The organism is Pseudomonas alkylphenolica (assembly GCF_016009175.1).
Taxonomy (GTDB): Bacteria; Pseudomonadota; Gammaproteobacteria; order Pseudomonadales; family Pseudomonadaceae; genus Aquipseudomonas; species Aquipseudomonas alkylphenolica_B.
The window spans coordinates 397,482-415,271 of the sequence record NZ_JADUCM010000002.1 but is presented as its reverse complement, the minus strand read 5'-3'; the positions used below and the strand labels follow the sequence as shown (position 1 = coordinate 415,271).

Annotated in this window: 19 protein-coding genes and 1 other RNA gene; 9 read left to right on the top strand and 11 right to left on the bottom strand. The window is 62.5% G+C overall.

What is annotated here, in order from left to right; translation table 11 throughout:
• Positions 1–24 precede the first annotated feature (24 nt).
• Genes I5S59_RS04220 through I5S59_RS04200 form a run of 5 tightly spaced genes read right to left on the bottom strand, consistent with a single transcriptional unit; the run spans position 25 to position 4,839 of the window.
• The gene (locus I5S59_RS04220; protein ID WP_197875566.1) at positions 25–1,242 is read right to left on the bottom strand and encodes a 2-octaprenyl-3-methyl-6-methoxy-1,4-benzoquinol hydroxylase; all 1,218 of its coding nucleotides are present in this window, start codon (positions 1,240–1,242) and stop codon (positions 25–27) included.
• Between the two features lie 9 nt (positions 1,243–1,251).
• On the bottom strand, positions 1,252–1,734 hold the full coding sequence (locus I5S59_RS04215; RefSeq protein ID WP_197875516.1) for a DUF4442 domain-containing protein: 483 nt from the start codon (positions 1,732–1,734) through the stop codon (positions 1,252–1,254).
• Between the two features lie 2 nt (positions 1,735–1,736).
• Positions 1,737–2,930, bottom strand: a complete 1,194-nt coding sequence (ubiH, locus tag I5S59_RS04210; protein ID WP_197875515.1) for a 2-octaprenyl-6-methoxyphenyl hydroxylase — start codon at positions 2,928–2,930, stop codon at positions 1,737–1,739.
• The gene (pepP, locus tag I5S59_RS04205) at positions 2,927–4,261 is read right to left on the bottom strand and encodes a Xaa-Pro aminopeptidase (RefSeq protein ID WP_197875514.1); all 1,335 of its coding nucleotides are present in this window, start codon (positions 4,259–4,261) and stop codon (positions 2,927–2,929) included. Before pepP ends, ubiH begins: the two co-directional genes overlap by 4 nt.
• Before the next feature lie 23 nt (positions 4,262–4,284).
• The gene (locus I5S59_RS04200; RefSeq protein WP_197875513.1) at positions 4,285–4,839 is read right to left on the bottom strand and encodes a YecA family protein; all 555 of its coding nucleotides are present in this window, start codon (positions 4,837–4,839) and stop codon (positions 4,285–4,287) included.
• Between the two features lie 151 nt (positions 4,840–4,990).
• Between I5S59_RS04200 and I5S59_RS04195 the strand changes: the two genes are divergently transcribed.
• From I5S59_RS04195 to I5S59_RS04180, 4 genes are all read left to right on the top strand, one after another.
• Entirely contained in the window at positions 4,991–5,200 is a 210-nt protein-coding gene (locus I5S59_RS04195; protein WP_128321823.1) for a TIGR02449 family protein, read from the top strand.
• A complete protein-coding gene (locus I5S59_RS04190; protein WP_128321824.1) occupies positions 5,197–5,514 on the top strand; it encodes a cell division protein ZapA in 318 nt (105 codons plus the stop codon). Before I5S59_RS04195 ends, I5S59_RS04190 begins: the two co-directional genes overlap by 4 nt.
• Before the next feature lie 18 nt (positions 5,515–5,532).
• Positions 5,533–5,710, top strand: a non-coding RNA gene (gene ssrS / locus I5S59_RS04185) — 6S RNA.
• A gap of 83 nt (positions 5,711–5,793) precedes the next feature.
• Positions 5,794–6,402, top strand: coding sequence for a 5-formyltetrahydrofolate cyclo-ligase (locus I5S59_RS04180; RefSeq protein WP_197875512.1), 609 nt, complete (start codon positions 5,794–5,796; stop codon positions 6,400–6,402).
• Positions 6,403–6,420: 18 nt separating this feature from the next.
• Here I5S59_RS04180 and I5S59_RS04175 read toward each other — a convergent pair whose 3' ends face one another.
• Complete coding sequence (locus tag I5S59_RS04175; protein ID WP_197875511.1) at positions 6,421–6,561, bottom strand: hypothetical protein; 141 nt, start codon at positions 6,559–6,561, stop codon at positions 6,421–6,423.
• Between the two features lie 181 nt (positions 6,562–6,742).
• Here I5S59_RS04175 and I5S59_RS04170 point away from each other — a divergent pair, with 181 nt between their 5' ends.
• The 4 genes from I5S59_RS04170 (at position 6,743) to I5S59_RS04155 (ending at position 12,084) form a co-directional block, all read left to right on the top strand.
• Positions 6,743–7,192, top strand: a complete 450-nt coding sequence (locus tag I5S59_RS04170; RefSeq protein ID WP_197875510.1) for an EVE domain-containing protein — start codon at positions 6,743–6,745, stop codon at positions 7,190–7,192.
• Between the two features lie 94 nt (positions 7,193–7,286).
• Positions 7,287–8,246 (top strand): HlyD family secretion protein, encoded by a 960-nt coding sequence (locus I5S59_RS04165; protein ID WP_128321827.1) that lies wholly within the window; start codon positions 7,287–7,289, stop codon positions 8,244–8,246.
• Positions 8,243–10,966 carry a ribosome-associated ATPase/putative transporter RbbA gene (gene rbbA, locus I5S59_RS04160; RefSeq protein ID WP_197875509.1) on the top strand — a complete coding sequence of 908 codons (2,724 nt, stop codon included), beginning with the start codon at positions 8,243–8,245 and terminating at the stop codon, positions 10,964–10,966. Before I5S59_RS04165 ends, rbbA begins: the two co-directional genes overlap by 4 nt.
• Entirely contained in the window at positions 10,966–12,084 is a 1,119-nt protein-coding gene (locus tag I5S59_RS04155) for an ABC transporter permease (protein ID WP_128321829.1), read from the top strand. The genes rbbA and I5S59_RS04155 overlap by 1 nt, the downstream gene beginning before the upstream one ends.
• Positions 12,085–12,088: 4 nt before the next feature.
• On the opposite strand, the gene I5S59_RS04150 is transcribed toward I5S59_RS04155, so the two are convergent.
• A complete protein-coding gene (locus tag I5S59_RS04150; protein WP_197875508.1) occupies positions 12,089–12,493 on the bottom strand; it encodes a flagellar basal body-associated protein FliL in 405 nt (134 codons plus the stop codon).
• 156 nt (positions 12,494–12,649) lie between these two features.
• Between I5S59_RS04150 and I5S59_RS04145 the strand changes: the two genes are divergently transcribed.
• Positions 12,650–13,627: an NADPH:quinone oxidoreductase family protein gene (locus tag I5S59_RS04145; RefSeq protein ID WP_197875507.1), complete on the top strand. Its 978-nt coding sequence runs from the start codon at positions 12,650–12,652 to the stop codon at positions 13,625–13,627.
• 8 nt (positions 13,628–13,635) lie between these two features.
• Here I5S59_RS04145 and I5S59_RS04140 read toward each other — a convergent pair whose 3' ends face one another.
• The 4 genes from I5S59_RS04140 to ubiD form a co-directional block, all read right to left on the bottom strand.
• A complete protein-coding gene (locus I5S59_RS04140; protein ID WP_197875506.1) occupies positions 13,636–14,277 on the bottom strand; it encodes an energy transducer TonB in 642 nt (213 codons plus the stop codon).
• Between the two features lie 91 nt (positions 14,278–14,368).
• Entirely contained in the window at positions 14,369–15,019 is a 651-nt protein-coding gene (locus I5S59_RS04135; RefSeq protein ID WP_197875505.1) for a gamma-glutamylcyclotransferase, read from the bottom strand.
• 276 nt (positions 15,020–15,295) lie between these two features.
• Complete coding sequence (locus I5S59_RS04130; protein ID WP_197875504.1) at positions 15,296–16,264, bottom strand: CDP-6-deoxy-delta-3,4-glucoseen reductase; 969 nt, start codon at positions 16,262–16,264, stop codon at positions 15,296–15,298.
• On the bottom strand, positions 16,265–17,731 hold the full coding sequence (gene ubiD / locus I5S59_RS04125) for a 4-hydroxy-3-polyprenylbenzoate decarboxylase (RefSeq protein ID WP_197875503.1): 1,467 nt from the start codon (positions 17,729–17,731) through the stop codon (positions 16,265–16,267). It abuts the gene before it with no gap.
• Between the last annotated feature and the right edge of the window lie 59 nt (positions 17,732–17,790).

Genomic DNA, 17,790 nt, shown 5'->3' with positions numbered 1-17,790 from the left:
GAGTTACCAGATGTTGCTGCCCGTTCAGGCGCGCGCCAGTTCCGGCAAATCGCCGCTCAGGCCCAAGGCCTGGCGCACGAACAAGGCCTTGGCTTCGGGCAATTGCTCAACCCACTTCAAACCGGTGTTGCGCAGCCAGCGCAGCGGCAAGGGGTCGGCCTGGAACAAACGCTCGAAACCTTCCATGGCCGCCATCAACGCCAGGTTATGCGGCATGCGCCGGCGCTCGTAACGACTCAATACGCGCACATCGGCCAGCCGCTCACCGCGCTCGTAGGCATGCAGAAGCTCTTCGGCCAGTACTGCCGCATCGAGAAAGCCCAGGTTCACCCCCTGCCCGGCCAGCGGGTGAATGGTGTGCGCGGCATCACCAATCAGGGCCAGGCCTTCGGCCACATAACGTTTAGCATGACGCTGGCGCAGCGGCACACACACGCGGGGGTCAGCCTGTAGCACCGTCCCCAGGCGTCCTTCGAAGGCGCGCTCAAGCTGGGCGCAGAACGCGACATCGTCCAGCTTCATCAGGTGCTCGGCCTGCTCCGGCGTGGTCGACCAGACGATCGAGCACCAGTCCTGCCGGCCGTCACGCAGCAATGGCAGGAAGGCCAACGGGCCGTCATCGGTAAAGCGCTGCCAGGCGGTGGCCTGGTGAGGCTCGGCGCAGCGCACGCTGGTGACAATGGCGTGGTGCAGGTAGTCCCATTCGCGGGTTTCGCAGCCGGTCAGGCGGCGCACAGCCGAGTTCGCACCGTCGGCAGCAATCACCAACGGTGCACGCAAGGTACGACCATCGGCAAGGGTCAGCAGCCACTCGTCACCGGAGCGGCGCATCTGCTCCAGACGGGCATTGGCCAGCAAGCCGATCTCGCTGTCGTGCAGGCGCTCCAGCAGACCGTCCTGCACCACCCGGTTCTCGACGATGTGCCCGAGCACCTCGGCGTGCACACTGGCGGCCGAGAAGTGGATCTGCCCGGTACCGCTGCCATCCCACACCCGCATGTCCGAATACGGGCTCAGGCGCCGTGCACTGACGCCTTGCCACGCCCCCAGACGCTCAAGGATGCGCTGACTGGCCATCGACAAGGCACTGACCCGCGGCTCGAAAGCCGACTGATCATCAAACGGCGGGACCGACATCGGGCTGCCGTCGAGCAGGAGAATTTCCAGGCCACTGTGCTGCAACGCCAGGGCCAGGGCGCTGCCGACCATACCGGCACCGACAATCAACAGATCTGCGCGCATTTCCATGCCTTAAGCCTGTCTCGCTTGCGGCTTGAGCCGCACATAAAGGGTTTTGTCGACCCGTGCTACCAGCTCGCCGGCAGCGTCACGGATATCGACCTGAAGTCGTGGCAGGTATTTCTTGCCGCCTGCTGTGTGCTCGCGAATCTCGGTCAGCAAGCCCTCGTCAATGCGCAGGTCGGCAAACACCGGGCCCTTGCCCGGTGCGATGAAGTCGATGCTGGCGGCCTTGTCCCAGACGATGTATTCGCGTCCCAACAGCTGCATCAGCATCAGCATGTAGAACGGATCGACCATCGAGTAGAGGCTGCCGCCAAACTGGGTGCCGACATAATTGCGATTGAACCGCGACAGGCCCATGCGCACTTTTACCTGGTAAAAATCCGGGCTGATGCTCTGCACGCGAATGCCGGCACCGATGTACGGCGGATAAAAGTTCAGCAACCAGCGCAGCATGCGCGCACGCCGTGCCAGTTTCTTTGCGTCGGCCATGCTCAGCTCCGTAGGTCCGGACGGGTTCCCAGGCCCATGGCCTGTCGTGCGAACCAACGCTTGGCAGGGGGCAACAGGTCAAGCCCGAGCAGTCCCAGGTTACGCCCGGTGGCAATCAGCGGCTGAGCGCTGCCGAACAGGCGGGTGACCCGGTCGGAGAAGCCCACGGTCAGGTCCTGGTCGAGGCGCTGGCGTTCGCGGTAGGCCTGCAGGGTGGCAAAATCACCCGGCACGGCAGGACCTGCCAACAAGCCTTCAGCCAGCGACTGCACATCGCGCAGCGACAGGTTGAAACCCTGCCCGGCTATCGGGTGCAGGCTGTGCGCGGCGTTACCCAGCACCACCAGGTGCGGGCGCACCTGCTCCTGGGCCTCGACCAGCGACAGCGGGTACAGGTGCCGGGCACCGACCTGACGCAAAGTGCCCAAGCGGTAGCCGAACACCCCCTGCAATTCATTCAGGAAGCTGCGCTCGTCCAGTTCGGCCAGGCGCTTGGCGTCCATGCCGACGCGGGTCCAGACCAGCGCACAGCGGTTTTCCGGCAGCGGCAGCAGCGCCATCGGCCCTTCGTCGGTGAAACGCTCGAAAGCCTGGCCACGATGGGCTTCGCTCGGGGTGATGTTGGCGATCAGCGCACTCTGGTTGTAAGGCCGCTGGCTGACATGGATACCCAATTGCTCGCGCAAGCCGGAACGCCCGCCATCGGCCAGTACGGCCAGGTCGCACTCGACCACCGTGTCGTCGTTGAGCGTCAACCGGTAGCCATCTTCCAGCGCTTGCAGGGTGGTCACTTCAGCCGGGCAGCGCCAGCTCACCACGTCGGCATCCAGGCCTTTCCACAGGCATTGACCCAGCCAGGCGTTCTCCACCACGTAACCCAGCGCGGGAACGCCCTCTTCCAGCGCATCCAGGCGGGTGGCGCCAAAACGGCCGCGGTCGGACACCTGGATCTGGCGGATCGGCTCGGCGCGGCGGCTGATGGCCTGCCACAGGCCCAGGCGTTCATAGATCTGCCGGGTGCCGAACGACAACGCTGAAGAGCGCGCGTCATAGCTGGGCTGAAAGGTATCGCCCGGTGCAAAGGGTTCGATCAGCAGGATCTTCCAGCCACGGGCCTTGGCCCCGGCCTGCAAGGCCAGCGCCAGGCTGGCACCGACCAGACCGCCGCCAATTATTGCCAGATTGACCCTGCTCATGCCGCCACACTGCGCGCGGCAGCCATCAGCGCTTCGATTTCAGCGACCGTCTTCGGCACGCCTGAGGTCAGGATTTCACAGCCCTGTCTGGTTACCACTACGTCATCCTCGATACGTACACCGATGCCGCGCCATTTCTTCGCAACATCCTGATTGTCGGCACCGATGTAGATGCCAGGCTCCACGGTCAGGGCCATGCCGGGTTCCAGCACGCGCCACTGCCCACCCACCTTGTACTCACCGACATCATGCACATCCATGCCCAGCCAGTGCCCGGCACGGTGCATGTAGAACGCCCGGTAGGCTTCGCTGTCGATCAGCTCCTGCACGTTGCCCTTGAGCAGGCCCAATTCCACCAGCCCTTCGGTGATCACCTGAACCGTTGCCTCGTGGGCATGGTTCCAGTGCTTGCCCGGCGCAATTACCGCAAAGGCGGCTTCCTGCGCTTTGAGCACCAGTTCATAGATCGCCTTTTGCTCCGGCGAGAACCGGCCGCTGACCGGGAAGGTGCGAGTGATGTCACTGGCATAGCAGTCGATCTCGCAACCGGCGTCGATCAACACCAGATCGCCGTCCTTGAGCGGCGCATCGTTTTCCTGATAGTGCAGGATGCAGCTGTTGCGCCCGGCCGCGACAATCGAGCCGTATGCCGGCATCTTTGCCCCGCCCTTGCGAAATTCGTAATCCAGTTCGGCTTCCAGGCTGTACTCATGCAAGCCAGCGCGGCAGGCCTGCATGGCACGGATATGGGCACGGGCGGAAATGGCCGCGGCCTCACGCATCACTTTGACCTCTGCCGCCGATTTATACAGGCGCATGTCGTGCAGCAGATGATCCAGGGCAACGAATTCGTTCGGTGGCTGGGCACCGAGGCGAGCCTTGGAACGGATCACGTTGATCCATTCCATCAGGTGGCGGTCGAATTCCGGGTTGCTGCCCATGGCCGAATACACCCGGTCACGGCCTTCGATCAGGCCGGGCAGGATGTCGTCGATGTCGGTGATGGGAAACGCGTCGTCGGCGCCATAGTTGCGCACCGCACCTTCCTGGCCTGCGCGCAGCCCGTCCCACAGCTCGCGTTCCGGATTGCGCTCGCGGCAGAACAGCACATATTCGCCGTGCTCGCGGCCGGGAATCAGGGCAATCACTGCCTCTGGCTCGGGGAAGCCGCTGAGGTACTGGAAGTCGCTGTCCTGACGGTAGACGTGCTCGACGTCGCGGTTGCGTATGGCAACGGCGGCGGCGGGCAGGATGGCAATACTGTTGGGCACCATCTGCGCCATCAGCGCCTTGCGTCGACGGGCGTATTCCGACTTGGGGATATGGCTCATGGGCAGTGGTGCTTCCTGATTGATCAGTGCAACGAAGGTTTGGCCGCAGGCTCGGCCGGCTTGGCCAGCTCCGTGTACAGCAGCAGCGGTGCGACGCGCAGGTATTCCATTACTTCCATATAGTCGCTTTCGCCGTCTTCGGACTCTTCCAGGGCATCCTGAACCTGGGAAATGGCGTCCAGGTCACCGAGCACTTCCTTGGCTTCGGTGCTCAGCACCAGGCCGCCGGAGTTCAGGCCAAAGCCGGTCAGAAAGCCCTGGCACCACTGGCCCAGCGCTTGTGCACGCTCAGTCAACGGCAACTCGTCGCCCGGCAGCAACAGGACGATGGTGATATCTTCACCGGTGAGTTCGCCCTTGACCATTTCCTGCAGGCCGATCAAGGCGTTACGAACGTTGTCGGCAGGTTCCGACTCCAGCAGCTGGGCGGCATCGGCCAGCCAGGCTTCGGCGTCGAAGCCGGCACCGGCGCAGCTACGGCCGAGCAACAGGCCGTGCAGTTCGGCAGGCGAGACAGGATGCCCGTTGCTGCTGAGCAAGGTGGCGAATGCGGTGTACGGCGAATTGGTATTAGGCATGGGCAACTAGGCGCCAGACGGCGCAATGACTAGAATGAAGACCTTGTATCCTAGCACCGGCAGGCGCGCCAAGACTATCGACGTGGCCAACTCGGAGCTGGCCTGGGCATAAACCAGGCAATCACCCGCCAGACCGAATCGAGTGCAACCAATGCAAGAGAACGATCTGCAAACGCTGATGGGCCGATTCGAACAGCTGATTGAGCGAGTCGAGCAACTAAAACGGCAAAATGCACTCCTACAAGCTCAGGAAAAGTCCTGGCGCGAGGAGCGCGCCCACCTCATCGAAAAAAATGAAATCGCCCGGCGTAAGGTCGAATCGATGATTTTGCGACTCAAGGCCCTGGAGCAAGACTCATGAGTTCAAGCAATAGCGTCACCGTTCAGATCCTCGACAAAGAGTATTCGATCATCTGTCCGCCTGAAGAGCGCAGCAACCTGGTCAGCGCCGCGCGCTACCTGGACGGCAAAATGCGTGAAATCCGCAGCAGCGGCAAAGTGATCGGTGCCGACCGTATCGCGGTGATGGCTGCGCTGAACATCACCCATGACCTGCTGCACAACCAGGAACGCCCCGAAACACCTGCCGGTGGTGCCACCCGCGAACAGGTTCGCGACCTGCTCGAACGTGTCGATCAGGCACTGGCCGACGATCCGAATACAAAAACCAGTTGAGATTCAGTATACTGGCGCCACTCCCTGGAGTGCTTGCCAGTCGGTCATGTCCCTGAGCCGATACGCACAACCACGGGGGTTGCACGTGGGGCCGGTGTGCATGTCCGCTTGACGGAAAGCCTTAACGCCTCCTGCAATCTCCACCTTGAACTTTCGGGTTCAAGGGCTACACCGACAGCGGTTCGTCGGGGAGCCTGAATCAGCTTTGCTCGTGTGTTCACGCGAGCAAATCGAGCTGCCGCCCACTGCGCGGCAGCCCTCTCTGGGAACGCCCGTGCCATGACCGACACCGCGCCGCTAACCCGCCCCCAACTTCGCCGCCTGCTACGCGATGCCCGCCGCGCCCTGAGCCCGGCCCAGCAACGTCAGGCTGCGCGTGGCCTGTACCGGCAACTGGCGCAGCACCCGCTGTTCCGCCGCGCCCGGCACATCGCCCTGTACCTGCCCAATGATTGCGAGATTGATCCGCGCTTGTTGCTGCGCGAAGCGCAGCGGCGCGGCAAGCGCACCTACCTACCGGTGCTGCACGCCTGGCCGAAAACCAAGATGGCCTTCCAGCGCATAGAACACGGCGAAAAGCTGCGCCCCAACCGCTTTCGCATCGCCGAACCGCACATCAGCCTGGCCCGGCAACGGCCGGTCTGGGCGCTGGACCTGATCCTGCTGCCGCTGGTGGGGTTTGACGAAACAGGTGGGCGACTGGGCATGGGCGGCGGCTTCTATGATCGAAGCCTGGCCTATCAGGCCCGCCGCAAGGCCTGGAAAAAGCCTTTGCTGCTGGGCCTGGCGCATGAATGCCAGAAAGTCGAGAAACTGGCGCAGGCCAGCTGGGATGTGCCGCTACAGGGAACGGTCTCTGACCGTGCGTGGTACCTGGCGCCTGCCTAGCAGGCAGCCGCAGAGCATTCAGCGTTGTTGCGGATTGACCGGCACTTCGTACGGGGCGTCAAGATTACGCTCCCAAAGGCTTTGCGCATAACCGGTAGTGACCACACCCAGACCGAACAGAAATACCAAAATCCAGAGCAGGTCCGGTTTGCGGTTCATTGATTGCCCCCCTCAGGCAAACTGATCACGTTGTCGGCAACGTTTTATAGTTGGTTGCAACAGCGTCTAGCTTAAAATTGCCGCATTCTCCGACAACCTGCGTCGACACGCAAACGTTGACGCCAACCGACTGTCGGTTTCATGCAACAGGTTATTTCAAATTTTGTCAGGAGCAGCACCCATGGCCTATTGGCTGATGAAGTCCGAGCCGGACGAACTTTCGATCAAGGATCTGGCCCGCTTGAAAGAGGCGCGCTGGGACGGGGTCCGCAACTATCAGGCACGTAATTTCCTGCGTGCCATGGCCGTGGGCGACGAGTTTTTCTTCTATCACTCCAGCTGCCCCGAGCCTGGCATCGCCGGGATCGCGCGCATCAGCGCCGCAGCCTACCCGGACCCGACGGCACTCGACCCGCAAAGTCACTACTTCGACGCAAAGGCCAACGAAGTAAAGAACCCCTGGAGCGCCGTGGATGTCACCCATGTCGAAACCTTCAGCAAGGTCCTCAGCCTCGGCTACCTGAAACAGCAGGCCAACCTGGCCGAATTGCCGCTGGTACAAAAAGGCAGTCGCCTCTCGGTAATGCCGGTTACGGCAGAACAATGGGCAGCAATCCTCGCCTTGCGTTAAAGCAAGCTACGATTACCCCTCGTTTGACCAGAATCAACGCACCAGGGTCGGTGACGCGTCACACTTTGACGCGAATGCAGCAGGATGCAGAGAGATGAGCCAACATACCCCGAAAATCTTCGCCAGCGCCTTGATCGCTTTACTCCTGGCTGCCGGCGGCCTGGGCTACTGGAAGTCCCTGCACGATCGTTTGCCTGAAGGCCTGAGCATGGGCAACGGGCGACTCGAGTCCACCGAAGTGCAGATTGCCAGCAAGGTGCCCGGACGCCTCGCCGAAGTACTGGTCGATGAAGGTGACAAGGTCCGGCAGGGCCAGTTACTCGCGCGTATCGATACCCGCACCCTCGAAGCCCAGCGCAGCCAGGCCGAGGCCGAAGTACTGCGCGCGCAGGAAAACTACGCGGCCGCCGAGGCCAACGTGCAATTGCGCCAGAGCGAACTGCTGCTGGCCAGCCAGGAACTCAAGCGCGTACGCGAAATCTTCCAGCGCAAATACGCCAGCCAGCAGTTGCTCGACCAGCAGCAGGCGCGCTTCGACACCGCCAACGCTGCCGTGACCGCATCGCGCGCGCAGCTGGCAGCGATCAAGGCCGCCATCGGCGCCGCCGAGGCCCAGGTAGCGCAACTGACCAGCGAAATCGACGACAGCAGCCTGCGGGCGCCGATCGACGGCATCATCCAGTTGCGCCTGGCCGAGCCGGGCGAGGTGCTGGGCGCCGGAGGGCGGGTGCTCACGCTGATTGATCCGAATGATCAGTACATGAACCTGTACTTGCCCGCCTCGACCACAGGCCGCCTGACCGTCGGTGACCAGGCACGGATAGTGCTCGACGCCCTGCCGGAAAAAGCCCTGCCGGCGAAAATCGCTTTCGTTGCCGCCAAGGCGCAATTCACCCCGAAACAGGTCGAGACCCGTGACGAGCGGCAAAAGCTGGTGTTCCGCGTCAAGCTGCGCCTGACCGAACCCAGTGCTGTGCCACAAGCCAAGCCCGGCATGCCTGGCGCCGGTTATGTCAGGACGGCTGAAGTGGACTGGCCGGCCAATCTGCAATGAACACGCTGGCGCTGCAGGCCGAGGCCCTCAGCCATCGCTATGGTGAGCTGACGGCCCTGCACGACATTGCCTTCAGCCTGCCTGCCGGAACCCGCTGCGGCCTGATCGGCCCGGACGGCGCCGGCAAGTCCAGCCTGCTCGGGCTGATCGCCGGGGTGAAGAAGCTGCAGGCCGGCGAACTCCAGGTGCTCGGCGGCTCGATCCGCAAACGTCGCCATCGCAACAGCCTGTACCCGCGCATCGCCTTCATGCCCCAAGGCCTGGGCAACAACCTCTATCCGGAACTGTCGATCAGCGAAAACATCCGTTTTTTCGCCACCCTGTTCGGGCTCGGTTCGGCCGAGTGCGAGCAGCGCATGCACAACCTGTTGCTGGCCACCGACCTGGCGCGCTTTGCCGAACGGCCGGCCGGCAAGCTGTCGGGCGGCATGAAGCAGAAGCTCGGGTTGTGCTGCGCGCTGATCCACGAGCCCGACCTGCTGATTCTCGACGAACCGACGACGGGCGTAGACCCGCTGTCGCGCCGGCGCTTCTGGGAGCTGGTCGAGCAGGTCCGTCAGGAGCGACCGCAACTGACTCTGCTGGTGGCTACCGCCTACATGGAGGAAGCCGAACAGTTCGAGCACTGCCTGATGCTCGATCGCGGCAAGCTGATCGCCTCGGGCCTGAGCCAGACGCTGGCCAGCGTCACGCCAAGCGGCAAGCTCGACGATGCCTTCACCCACTATCAAGGCGACAGCGGCCACGACCCACAGCCGTTGCTGATTCCACCACGCCCGGCCGGTGACACTACGATTGCCATCGAAGCCCATGAACTGACCCTGCGTTTCGGTGATTTCACCGCCGTGAACAAGGTCAGCTTCGCCATTGGTCGTGGCGAGATTTTCGGCTTCCTCGGCTCCAACGGTTGCGGCAAGACCACCACCATGAAAGTGCTCACCGGCCTGATGCCGGCCAGCGAAGGCAGCGCCACCCTGCTCGGCCGCCCGGTGGATGCCAAGGACCTGGCCACGCGCAAGCGGGTCGGCTTCATGTCGCAGAGCTTCTCGCTGTATGGCGAGCTCAGCGTGCGCCAGAACCTTGAACTGCATGCACGCCTGTTCGACCTGCCGAAGGCCGAGAGTGCGCCGCGTATCGCCGAACTGATCGAACGTTTCGATCTCGGCGAAATTGCCGACCAGCAGTCCGGCGCCCTGCCCCTGGGCCTGCGCCAGCGCCTGTCGCTGGCGGTCGCGGTCCTGCACCGGCCCGAAGTGCTGATTCTCGACGAACCCACCTCAGGGGTCGACCCGGCGGCACGGGATGATTTCTGGCGCTTGCTGATCGAGCTGTCGCGGGAACAGGGCGTGACGATTTTCTTGTCCACCCACTTCATGAACGAAGCCCTGCGCTGCGACCGTATTTCCCTGATGCATGCGGGCAAGGTACTGGCCTGCGACACACCTGCGGCCTTGCAGCGGCAGTTTGCTGGCGACACCCTCGAGGACGCTTTCGTTACTTGTCTGGAGCAGGCCCAGGGCGCGAGTGACGCCCCGCAAGCCAGCGCCCAACTGGGCTCCCCGGCGGATACAACGCCTCATGCTATGCGACACGGCTTCAGCCTCAAGCGTCTTTTCGCCGTGGCCACCCGCGAAGGCAAAGAGCTCATGCGCGACAAAGTGCGAATGGCCTTCGCACTGTTGGGCGCCATGTTCATGATGGTGATCTTCGGCTTCGGTATCTCGCTCGATGTGGAGAACCTCGCGTTCGCCGTTTACGACCAGGACCAGAGCCCGCAAAGCCGCGCCTATCTCGAAGCGTTTCGTGGCTCACGCTATTTTGCCGAGCAGCCGCCCATTCAGGACGCGGCGCAGTTGCACAAGCGCCTGCAACGCTCGGAAATCAAACTCGCCCTGGAGATCCCCCCGGGCTTTGGTCGTGACCTGCACGCCGGACGCCAGCCGGTAGTAGCCGCCTGGCTCGATGGCGGCATGCCGTTTCGCGCCGAGACCAGCCGCAACTATGTAGAAGCGGTGCACCAGGCCAACCTTGAGCAACTGGCCGCCCTGAGCAGCAAGGCATCGCCAGTGCAATCCCCGGTGCGCCTGGAAACCCGCTTCCGCTACAACCAGGACGTGGTCAGCGTCAACGCCATCGGCCCCGGCGTCATGGCGCTGATCCTCGCCTTCATCCCGGCCATGCTGACTGCGCTGGGGATTGTCCGCGAGAAAGAACTGGGCTCGATCACCAACTTCTATGCGACGCCGCTGACCCGCCTGGAGTTTTTGCTCGGCAAGCAGGCGCCATACCTGGCGATCAGCCTGGTCAACCTGGCATTGCTGGTAGCCATGAACCGCTGGCTGTTCGGCGTACCGTTCAAGGGCAGCGCCCTGGCGCTGGCCTGCGGTGGCCTGCTGTACCTGTTGGCAACCACCAGCCTGGGTCTGCTGATATCAGCGTTCACCCGCACCCAGATCGCCGCCATCCTCGGCACCATGATCATCACCAGCCTGCCCACCATCCAGTTTTCCGGGCTGATCGTGCCGCGCTCGTCACTCGACGGTTCGGCGGCCCTGATGGGCCAGTTGTTCCCGGCCGGCTACTTTCTCGACATCGCCGTCGGCACCTTCACCAAGGCGTTGAGCCTGCGTGAACTGTGGCCGCAGTGCCTGGCGCTGCTGGGCTTTTTCGTCGGCTTCACCGGCCTGAGCCTGGCCATGCTGAAGAAGCAGGAGGTCTGATGCATCGCTTGGCACACACCCTGCGCCTGGGCCTGAAAGAGCTGACCAGCCTGCGCCACGACAGCGTCCTGCTACTGTTTTTGCTCTACGCATTCAGCGTGGCGATCTACATGCCGGCGGCCGGCTCAATCATTGGCGTACACAACGCCAGCGTTGCTGTGATCGACGAAGACCACAGCCAGTTGTCGCGCAAAATGACCGAGGCCCTGCAGCCCCCCGAATTCCAGGCGGCGGCGCCGCTGGCCTATGACCAGCTCGACACGGCGATGGATAGCGGCCTGTATACCTTCGTGATCAATGTACCGGTCAACTTCCAGAGCGACCTGCTGGCGGGCCGCTCACCGGAACTGCAGATCAATGTCGATGCCACGGCCATGAGCCAGGCCTTCATGGGCGCCGGCTACATTGGCCGGATTTTCGAACGGGAACTGCTCGAGTACGCCAACCAGGGTTCGGCGGCAGCCAGCAGCCCGGCGCTGATCAGCCCAAGGGCGCTGTTCAACCCGAACCTTGAGGGTGGCTGGTTCCTGGCGGTGATCCAGATCGTCAACAACATCACGATCCTCGCCATTGTGCTCACCGGTACCGCCCTGTTACGCGAGCGCGAGCACGGCACCCTGGATCACTTGCTGGTGCTGCCACTGACGGCACTGGAGATCATGCTGGCGAAGATCGGCAGCAACGCACTGGTGGTCGTGTTGTGCACCTGGGTATCGCTGGAGGTGGTGGTCAAAGGGGCACTGGGCGTGCCGCTGGCGGGTTCACTGGGGCTGTTCCTGGCGGTGACCGCACTCTACCTGTTTGCCAGCACGGCCCTGGGAATCTTCCTCGCCACCCTGGCGCGTTCGACCCCGCAATTCGGCCTGCTGGCGATTCCGGTGATCATCCCGATGCTCTTGCTGTCTGGCGGCAGTACCCCGCTGGACAGCATGCCGCAGTGGCTGCAATGGGTGATGCAGCTTTCGCCCTCCACCCATTTTGTCAGCCTCAGTGCCGCGATCCTGTTTCGCGACGCCGGCCTGACGGTGGTCTGGCCCGATGTACTGGCGCTGGCCACCATCGGCCTGGTGTTTTTCGGTATTGCCCTGGGACGCTTTCGCCGCAGCCTGACGTCCTGATGCCTTACTGGACGATCAGGTTGTTGAACAGCAGGTCATCCACCAGCGGCTTGCCTTCTTCATTTTCCAGCACTTGCTGAACCTGCTTCAGGGCTTCCTGACGCAGCTTTTCCTTGGCCTCGACGTTGCTCATGTTGTCCACACCCTGCTGGGTGAACAACGCCACCAGCTGGTTGCGGATCAACGGCTCATGGTGTTTGACCGCCGCTGCTGCCGCATCGCTGTTGACCCGCAGGGCGACATCGGCCTTGTACACACGCAGCTTCGGACCACTGTCCAGGGCGTAGTTGCCAACAAACGGCGGGGTCAGGGAAATGTAGGAGACTTTCGGTTCCCCTTCCTTGGCTTCTTCGGCCATCGCCGCCACCGGCAGCATCAAGGCCAGTACCATCAAGATCCACGCTTTCACGAATTCGCTCCTCAAACAGTTGGCGCCAGCATACCCAGCGCACCGGTCAAACCCAAGCCCGGGCTTATGCCGGCCTATCAGGCCGGGCCATGCTCGTTGACCCGACGTGCGCCCCACCTACACTTATCGGCCACTACGCGCAAAGGAATAGCCCCGATGAAAGCTGTGTTGTGCAAAGCACTGGGCCCGGCCCGGAATCTGGTACTGGAAGAGGTCGAAAGCCCGGTACCGAAGAAAAACGAGATTCTCCTCGAGGTGCATGCGGCCGGGGTGAATTTCCCCGACACCCTGATCATCGAAGGCAAGTATCAGTTCCAGCCGCCGCTACCGTTCTCTCCCGGTGGCGAGGCCGCCGGTATCGTGCGTGCGGTGGGCGAAAAAGTCAGCACACTCAAGGTCGGCGACCGCGTCATGGCCCTCACCGGCTGGGGCAGCTTTGCCGAAGAAGTGGCCGTACCGGCCTACAACGCCATACCGATTCCGGCGCAGATGGACTTCTCCAGTGCTGCCGCCTTTGGCATGACCTACGGCACCTCGATGCACGCCCTGCAGCAACGTGGGCAACTCAAAGCCGGTGAAACGCTGTTGGTCCTCGGCGCCTCAGGCGGCGTCGGCCTGGCCGCCGTAGAAATCGGCAAGGCCATGGGCGCACGGGTGATTGCCGCCGCCAGCAGCGCCGAGAAACTCGCCGTGGCCAAGGCCGCCGGTGCCGACGAACTGATCAACTACAGCGAGCACAGCCTCAAGGACGAGATCAAACGCCTGACGGGGGGCAATGGCGCCGACGTGATCTACGACCCGGTGGGCGGCGACCTGTTCGATCAGGCGGTGCGCGGCATTGCCTGGAACGGCCGTCTGCTGGTAGTCGGTTTTGCCAGTGGGCGCATCCCCGAACTGCCGGTCAACCTGGCGCTGCTCAAAGGCGCGGCGGTACTCGGGGTATTCTGGGGGGCTTTTGCCCAGCGCCAGCCCGCCGACAACGCGGCGAACTTCCAGCAGCTGTTTACCTGGTACGCCGAAGGCAAGCTCAAGCCGCTGGTGTCGCAGAGCTTTGAACTGGCGCAAGCCGGCGCTGCCATCGACGTACTCGGGCAGCGCAAGGCCGTAGGCAAACTGGTGGTGACGATGCGCTGAGCGAGCGCTCAGCGCTTCTGAACCAGACGTTCGCGCAGGGACGCGGGCCAGATGTCGACAAAGTCCAGGCCCGGGTAGGTCTGGCAGCGCTTGATGATGTTCGGCAACGCGTCCATGAAGGCGGTGGAACTGGCTCGCGACTGCGTGTAGCTGGTGACGCCGTCTTCGGAAGCAGGCGAGATCATTCGTACCGACAGCAGCGTGGTCTTCATGTCATCCAGCGAGCGGGCGGGATCGTCTTTGCGGTACGACGCCACTTCATCGTTGAACTGGCTACAGGTCATGACGATCAGCCCGGCCCGTTCATAGATATCCCACCAGGCTTTCTTGTCGTTGAGACGAAACTTGAGTTCGTTGACCACCTCGACTTTCGCCGGGTTCTCGTCCGACACCGCCCAGGGCTTGAAGCGCCATTGCCGAACGGCCTGCAGTGCGGCATCGGCAAACGCCGGTTCACTGCCCTGGATTATGTGGACGTCACTGACCGAGCCGTCGGCGTTCACATCAAAACGGACTCTGACCGAGCCGGTGATGGCCGACTTGCGCAACGCTTCCGGGTAAACGGGAATGGTCTTTTCGACCCACTCCAACTTGATATCGGCCTGGGCACTACTTGCCCCCAACAACAAAAGCGCAGCAAACCACTTCATCCCTGATCCTTGCCAAACCTGCCATGTAGAGCGCGCGATGATAGCGCTCCGGCGCGACGCTTACCAAATAACAATTCTCATTACTACAGCGTCAAACCTTCCCCTGGAAATGGCAACGGCGAAACCGCGCTTCAAGGTTCCGGTCGGGCATGGCATGGCTGCGCAGGGCATTGAGTGTCTGTTCGACGTAATCGCGGGTACTGCCGTAGCGCCCCTTGGCATTGGCGAATATCTGGCTGAGCAGATCATCCGGCAGGTTACCGGCATAACACGGCAGGTGCCGTTCCAGCACGAAGCCCAGTGCCTGCACCTTGCTGCCATCATCGAGGCGGCAGGTCAGCCAGTGTGGCCGGTAGGCCGGATACGGCATCTCGCGCTGCCACAGGGCCAGCAACGAGTCCTCCAGGCATTCGTCCGGCAGACGATAGGCAAAACCGCCGCACGAACCGCCCCGGTCGAGGCCGAACACCAGGCCCGGGCACTCCGGCGTACCACGATGCTCGTGAGACCAGAGGTACAGACCACGATGATAACCATGCACTTTGGCGCGCCGGCGCTCGGCGGCATTGCACTCCGGGCGCCAGATCAGCGAACCGTAGGCAAACAACCAGACCGGTCCACCCTGGTGCAGGGACATGGTGTGTTGAACCGAAAGTTTAAGTTGCTCATGGGACAGTTGTTGTCCGAAGTCGAGCAACGGAGGATAAGCCACATTCAAAGATGCAGATTCAATCGCCGACATAGCTGCCGCCAGAATTCCTCGTGAACTACTGAAGTGAGTCACTGTAAACGAATACGTTATCCGTGTACTTACCGTACGGCAGATTGCGTATTGAACACAAGCCTCACCTCACCCCGGAAGCGCCCTGCAACAAGGCCTTGCGCAAACAACCGGGTGTTATTTCAAGTGTAGCGAAAGTTATTTGCGCTGCTGGCAATAATAATTGCATTATGCCCGGCAAGAACAACAGTGGTTATTAAACCCGGCACGCTATTGCAGCGTGCCTTATTCCGTCATTCAACCGCGAGGAGCATAAGCGAAGACATCGGCGCGCATCTGATGAGCATCCATTCCGGCCTCAACCAGTGCATCCAGCGTGGCGTAGATCATGTTCGGTGATCCACTGGCATAAACGTGCACACCTGCCAGGTCTTTCAAATCCTCACAGACCGCCTCATGCAGCATCCCGCAGCGCCCCTCCCAGCCACACAGGTCGCTGACCACCCTGTGCAGGTACAGGTTCGGCAACTGTTCCCACTGCGCCCAGTGCTCGATCTGATAAAAGTCTTCCGGAAGGCGCACGCCCCAGTACAGGTGCACCGGATGCTTGAAGCCCTGGGCCCGGCAGTGCTCGATCAGGCTGTGCATCTGCGCCATACCGGTGCCGGCGGCGATCAGTACCAGCGGGCCATCAGGCAGCTCGGCCAGGTGCGTATCGCCAAAGGGCATCTCCAGCCGCGCCATGCCGTTGCGCTGCAACTGCGCGATCAGTTCGACCGCACTGTTCTCGCGGGCCAGCACGTGCAGCTCGAGGTCACGACCGCCATGGGGCGCCGAGGCCAGGGAGAAGGCGGCCTTGTCGCCCGTATCGCGCTCGATCATCAGGTACTGCCCGGCGTGGTAACGCGGTGGCTTCCCCGCTGGCGCGCGCAGGCGCACCCGCCAGACGTCGCCACCGACCTCAACGCACTCGCTCAACTGACAGGCCAGCGTCCGCACCGGCAACTCGCCCAGGGCGAGCACGCCATCCCACAACAAGACACAGTCCTCCAGTGGTTCGGCGATGCAGGTGAACAGCTCGCCATGATCACGCTCCTGCCCGTCCTGACGCACCCGCCCTTCGACCAGCAAGGCGGCACAGACATGGCAGTTGCCATTGCGACAGCTCTGCGGGCAGTCGTAGCCCAGACGTCGCGCCCCATCCAGAATCCTTTCACCGGGGTTGAGCGTCAACACGGCCCCGGACGGCTGCAAGGTTACCTGCATTTAGTCTATTCCCAACTGCTGCCACAGCTCATCGATCCGCCGGGTGACCGCTTCATCCTTGACGATGACACGTCCCCATTCACGGGTGGTTTCTCCCGGCCACTTGTTCGTCGCGTCCAGGCCCATCTTCGAGCCCAGGCCGGACACCGGCGAAGCGAAGTCCAGGTAGTCGATCGGGGTGTTTTCGATCATCACCGTGTCGCGCTTGGGGTCCATGCGCGTGGTGATCGCCCAGATCACATCGTTCCAGTCACGGGCGTTGATATCGTCGTCGGTGACGATAACGAACTTGGTGTACATGAACTGTCGCAAAAACGACCAGACACCGAGCATCACGCGCTTGGCGTGCCCCGGGTACTGCTTCTTCATGGTCACCACCGCCATACGGTAGGAACAGCCTTCTGGCGGCAGGTAGAAGTCGGTGATTTCCGGGAACTGCTTCTGCAGGATCGGCACGAACACTTCGTTGAGCGCCACGCCGAGAATGGCCGGCTCATCCGGCGGACGGCCGGTGTAGGTGCTGTGGTAGATCGGGTTCTTGCGATGAGTGATGCGCTCCACGGTAAACACCGGGAAGCTGTCGACCTCGTTGTAGTAACCGGTGTGGTCACCGTACGGGCCTTCCGGGGCCATTTCACCCGGATGAATCACCCCCTCAAGGATGATCTCGGCCGCGGCCGGCACCTGCAGGTCATTGCCCCGGCACTTCACCAACTCGGTGCGGTTGCCGCGCAAGAGGCCGGCAAAGGCGTATTCGGACAGGGTGTCGGGCACCGGCGTCACGGCGCCGAGAATGGTCGCAGGATCAGCGCCCAGCGCCACGGAGACCGGGAACGGCTGGCCCGGGTGCTTCTCGCACCACTCACGGTAATCCAGGGCGCCGCCGCGGTGGCTCAGCCAGCGCATGATGACCTTGTTGCGGCCGATCACCTGCTGGCGGTAGATCCCGAGGTTCTGGCGCTCCTTGTTCGGACCGCGGGTCACGGTCAGGCCCCAGGTGATCAGCGGTGCGACATCGCCCGGCCAGCAGTGCTGCACGGGCAGCATGCCGAGGTCAACGTCGTCGCCTTCGATGACCACTTCGTGGCAGGCCGCGTCCTTGACCACTTTCGGCGCCATCGACACGACCTTCTTGAAGATCGGCAGCTTTGACCAGGCATCTTTCAGGCCCTTGGGCGGCTCGGGCTCCTTGAGGAAGGCCAGCAGCTTGCCGATCTCACGCAGCTCGCTGACCGACTCGGCGCCCATGCCCATGGCCACCCGCTCCGGGGTGCCAAACAGGTTGCCAAGCACCGGGATGTCGAAGCCTGTTGGCTTTTCGAACAACAGCGCCGGGCCTTTGGCGCGCAGGGTGCGGTCGCAGACTTCAGTCATTTCCAGGACTGGAGAAATCGGAACCTGGATGCGCTTGAGTTCGCCGCGCTGTTCCAGGCCACGGATAAAGTCGCGCAAATCGCGATACTGCATGCAAAAGCCTCGTATTCGCCGTACCGGTCGGGGGTGCAAAGTGTATCGCCTAACCCGGC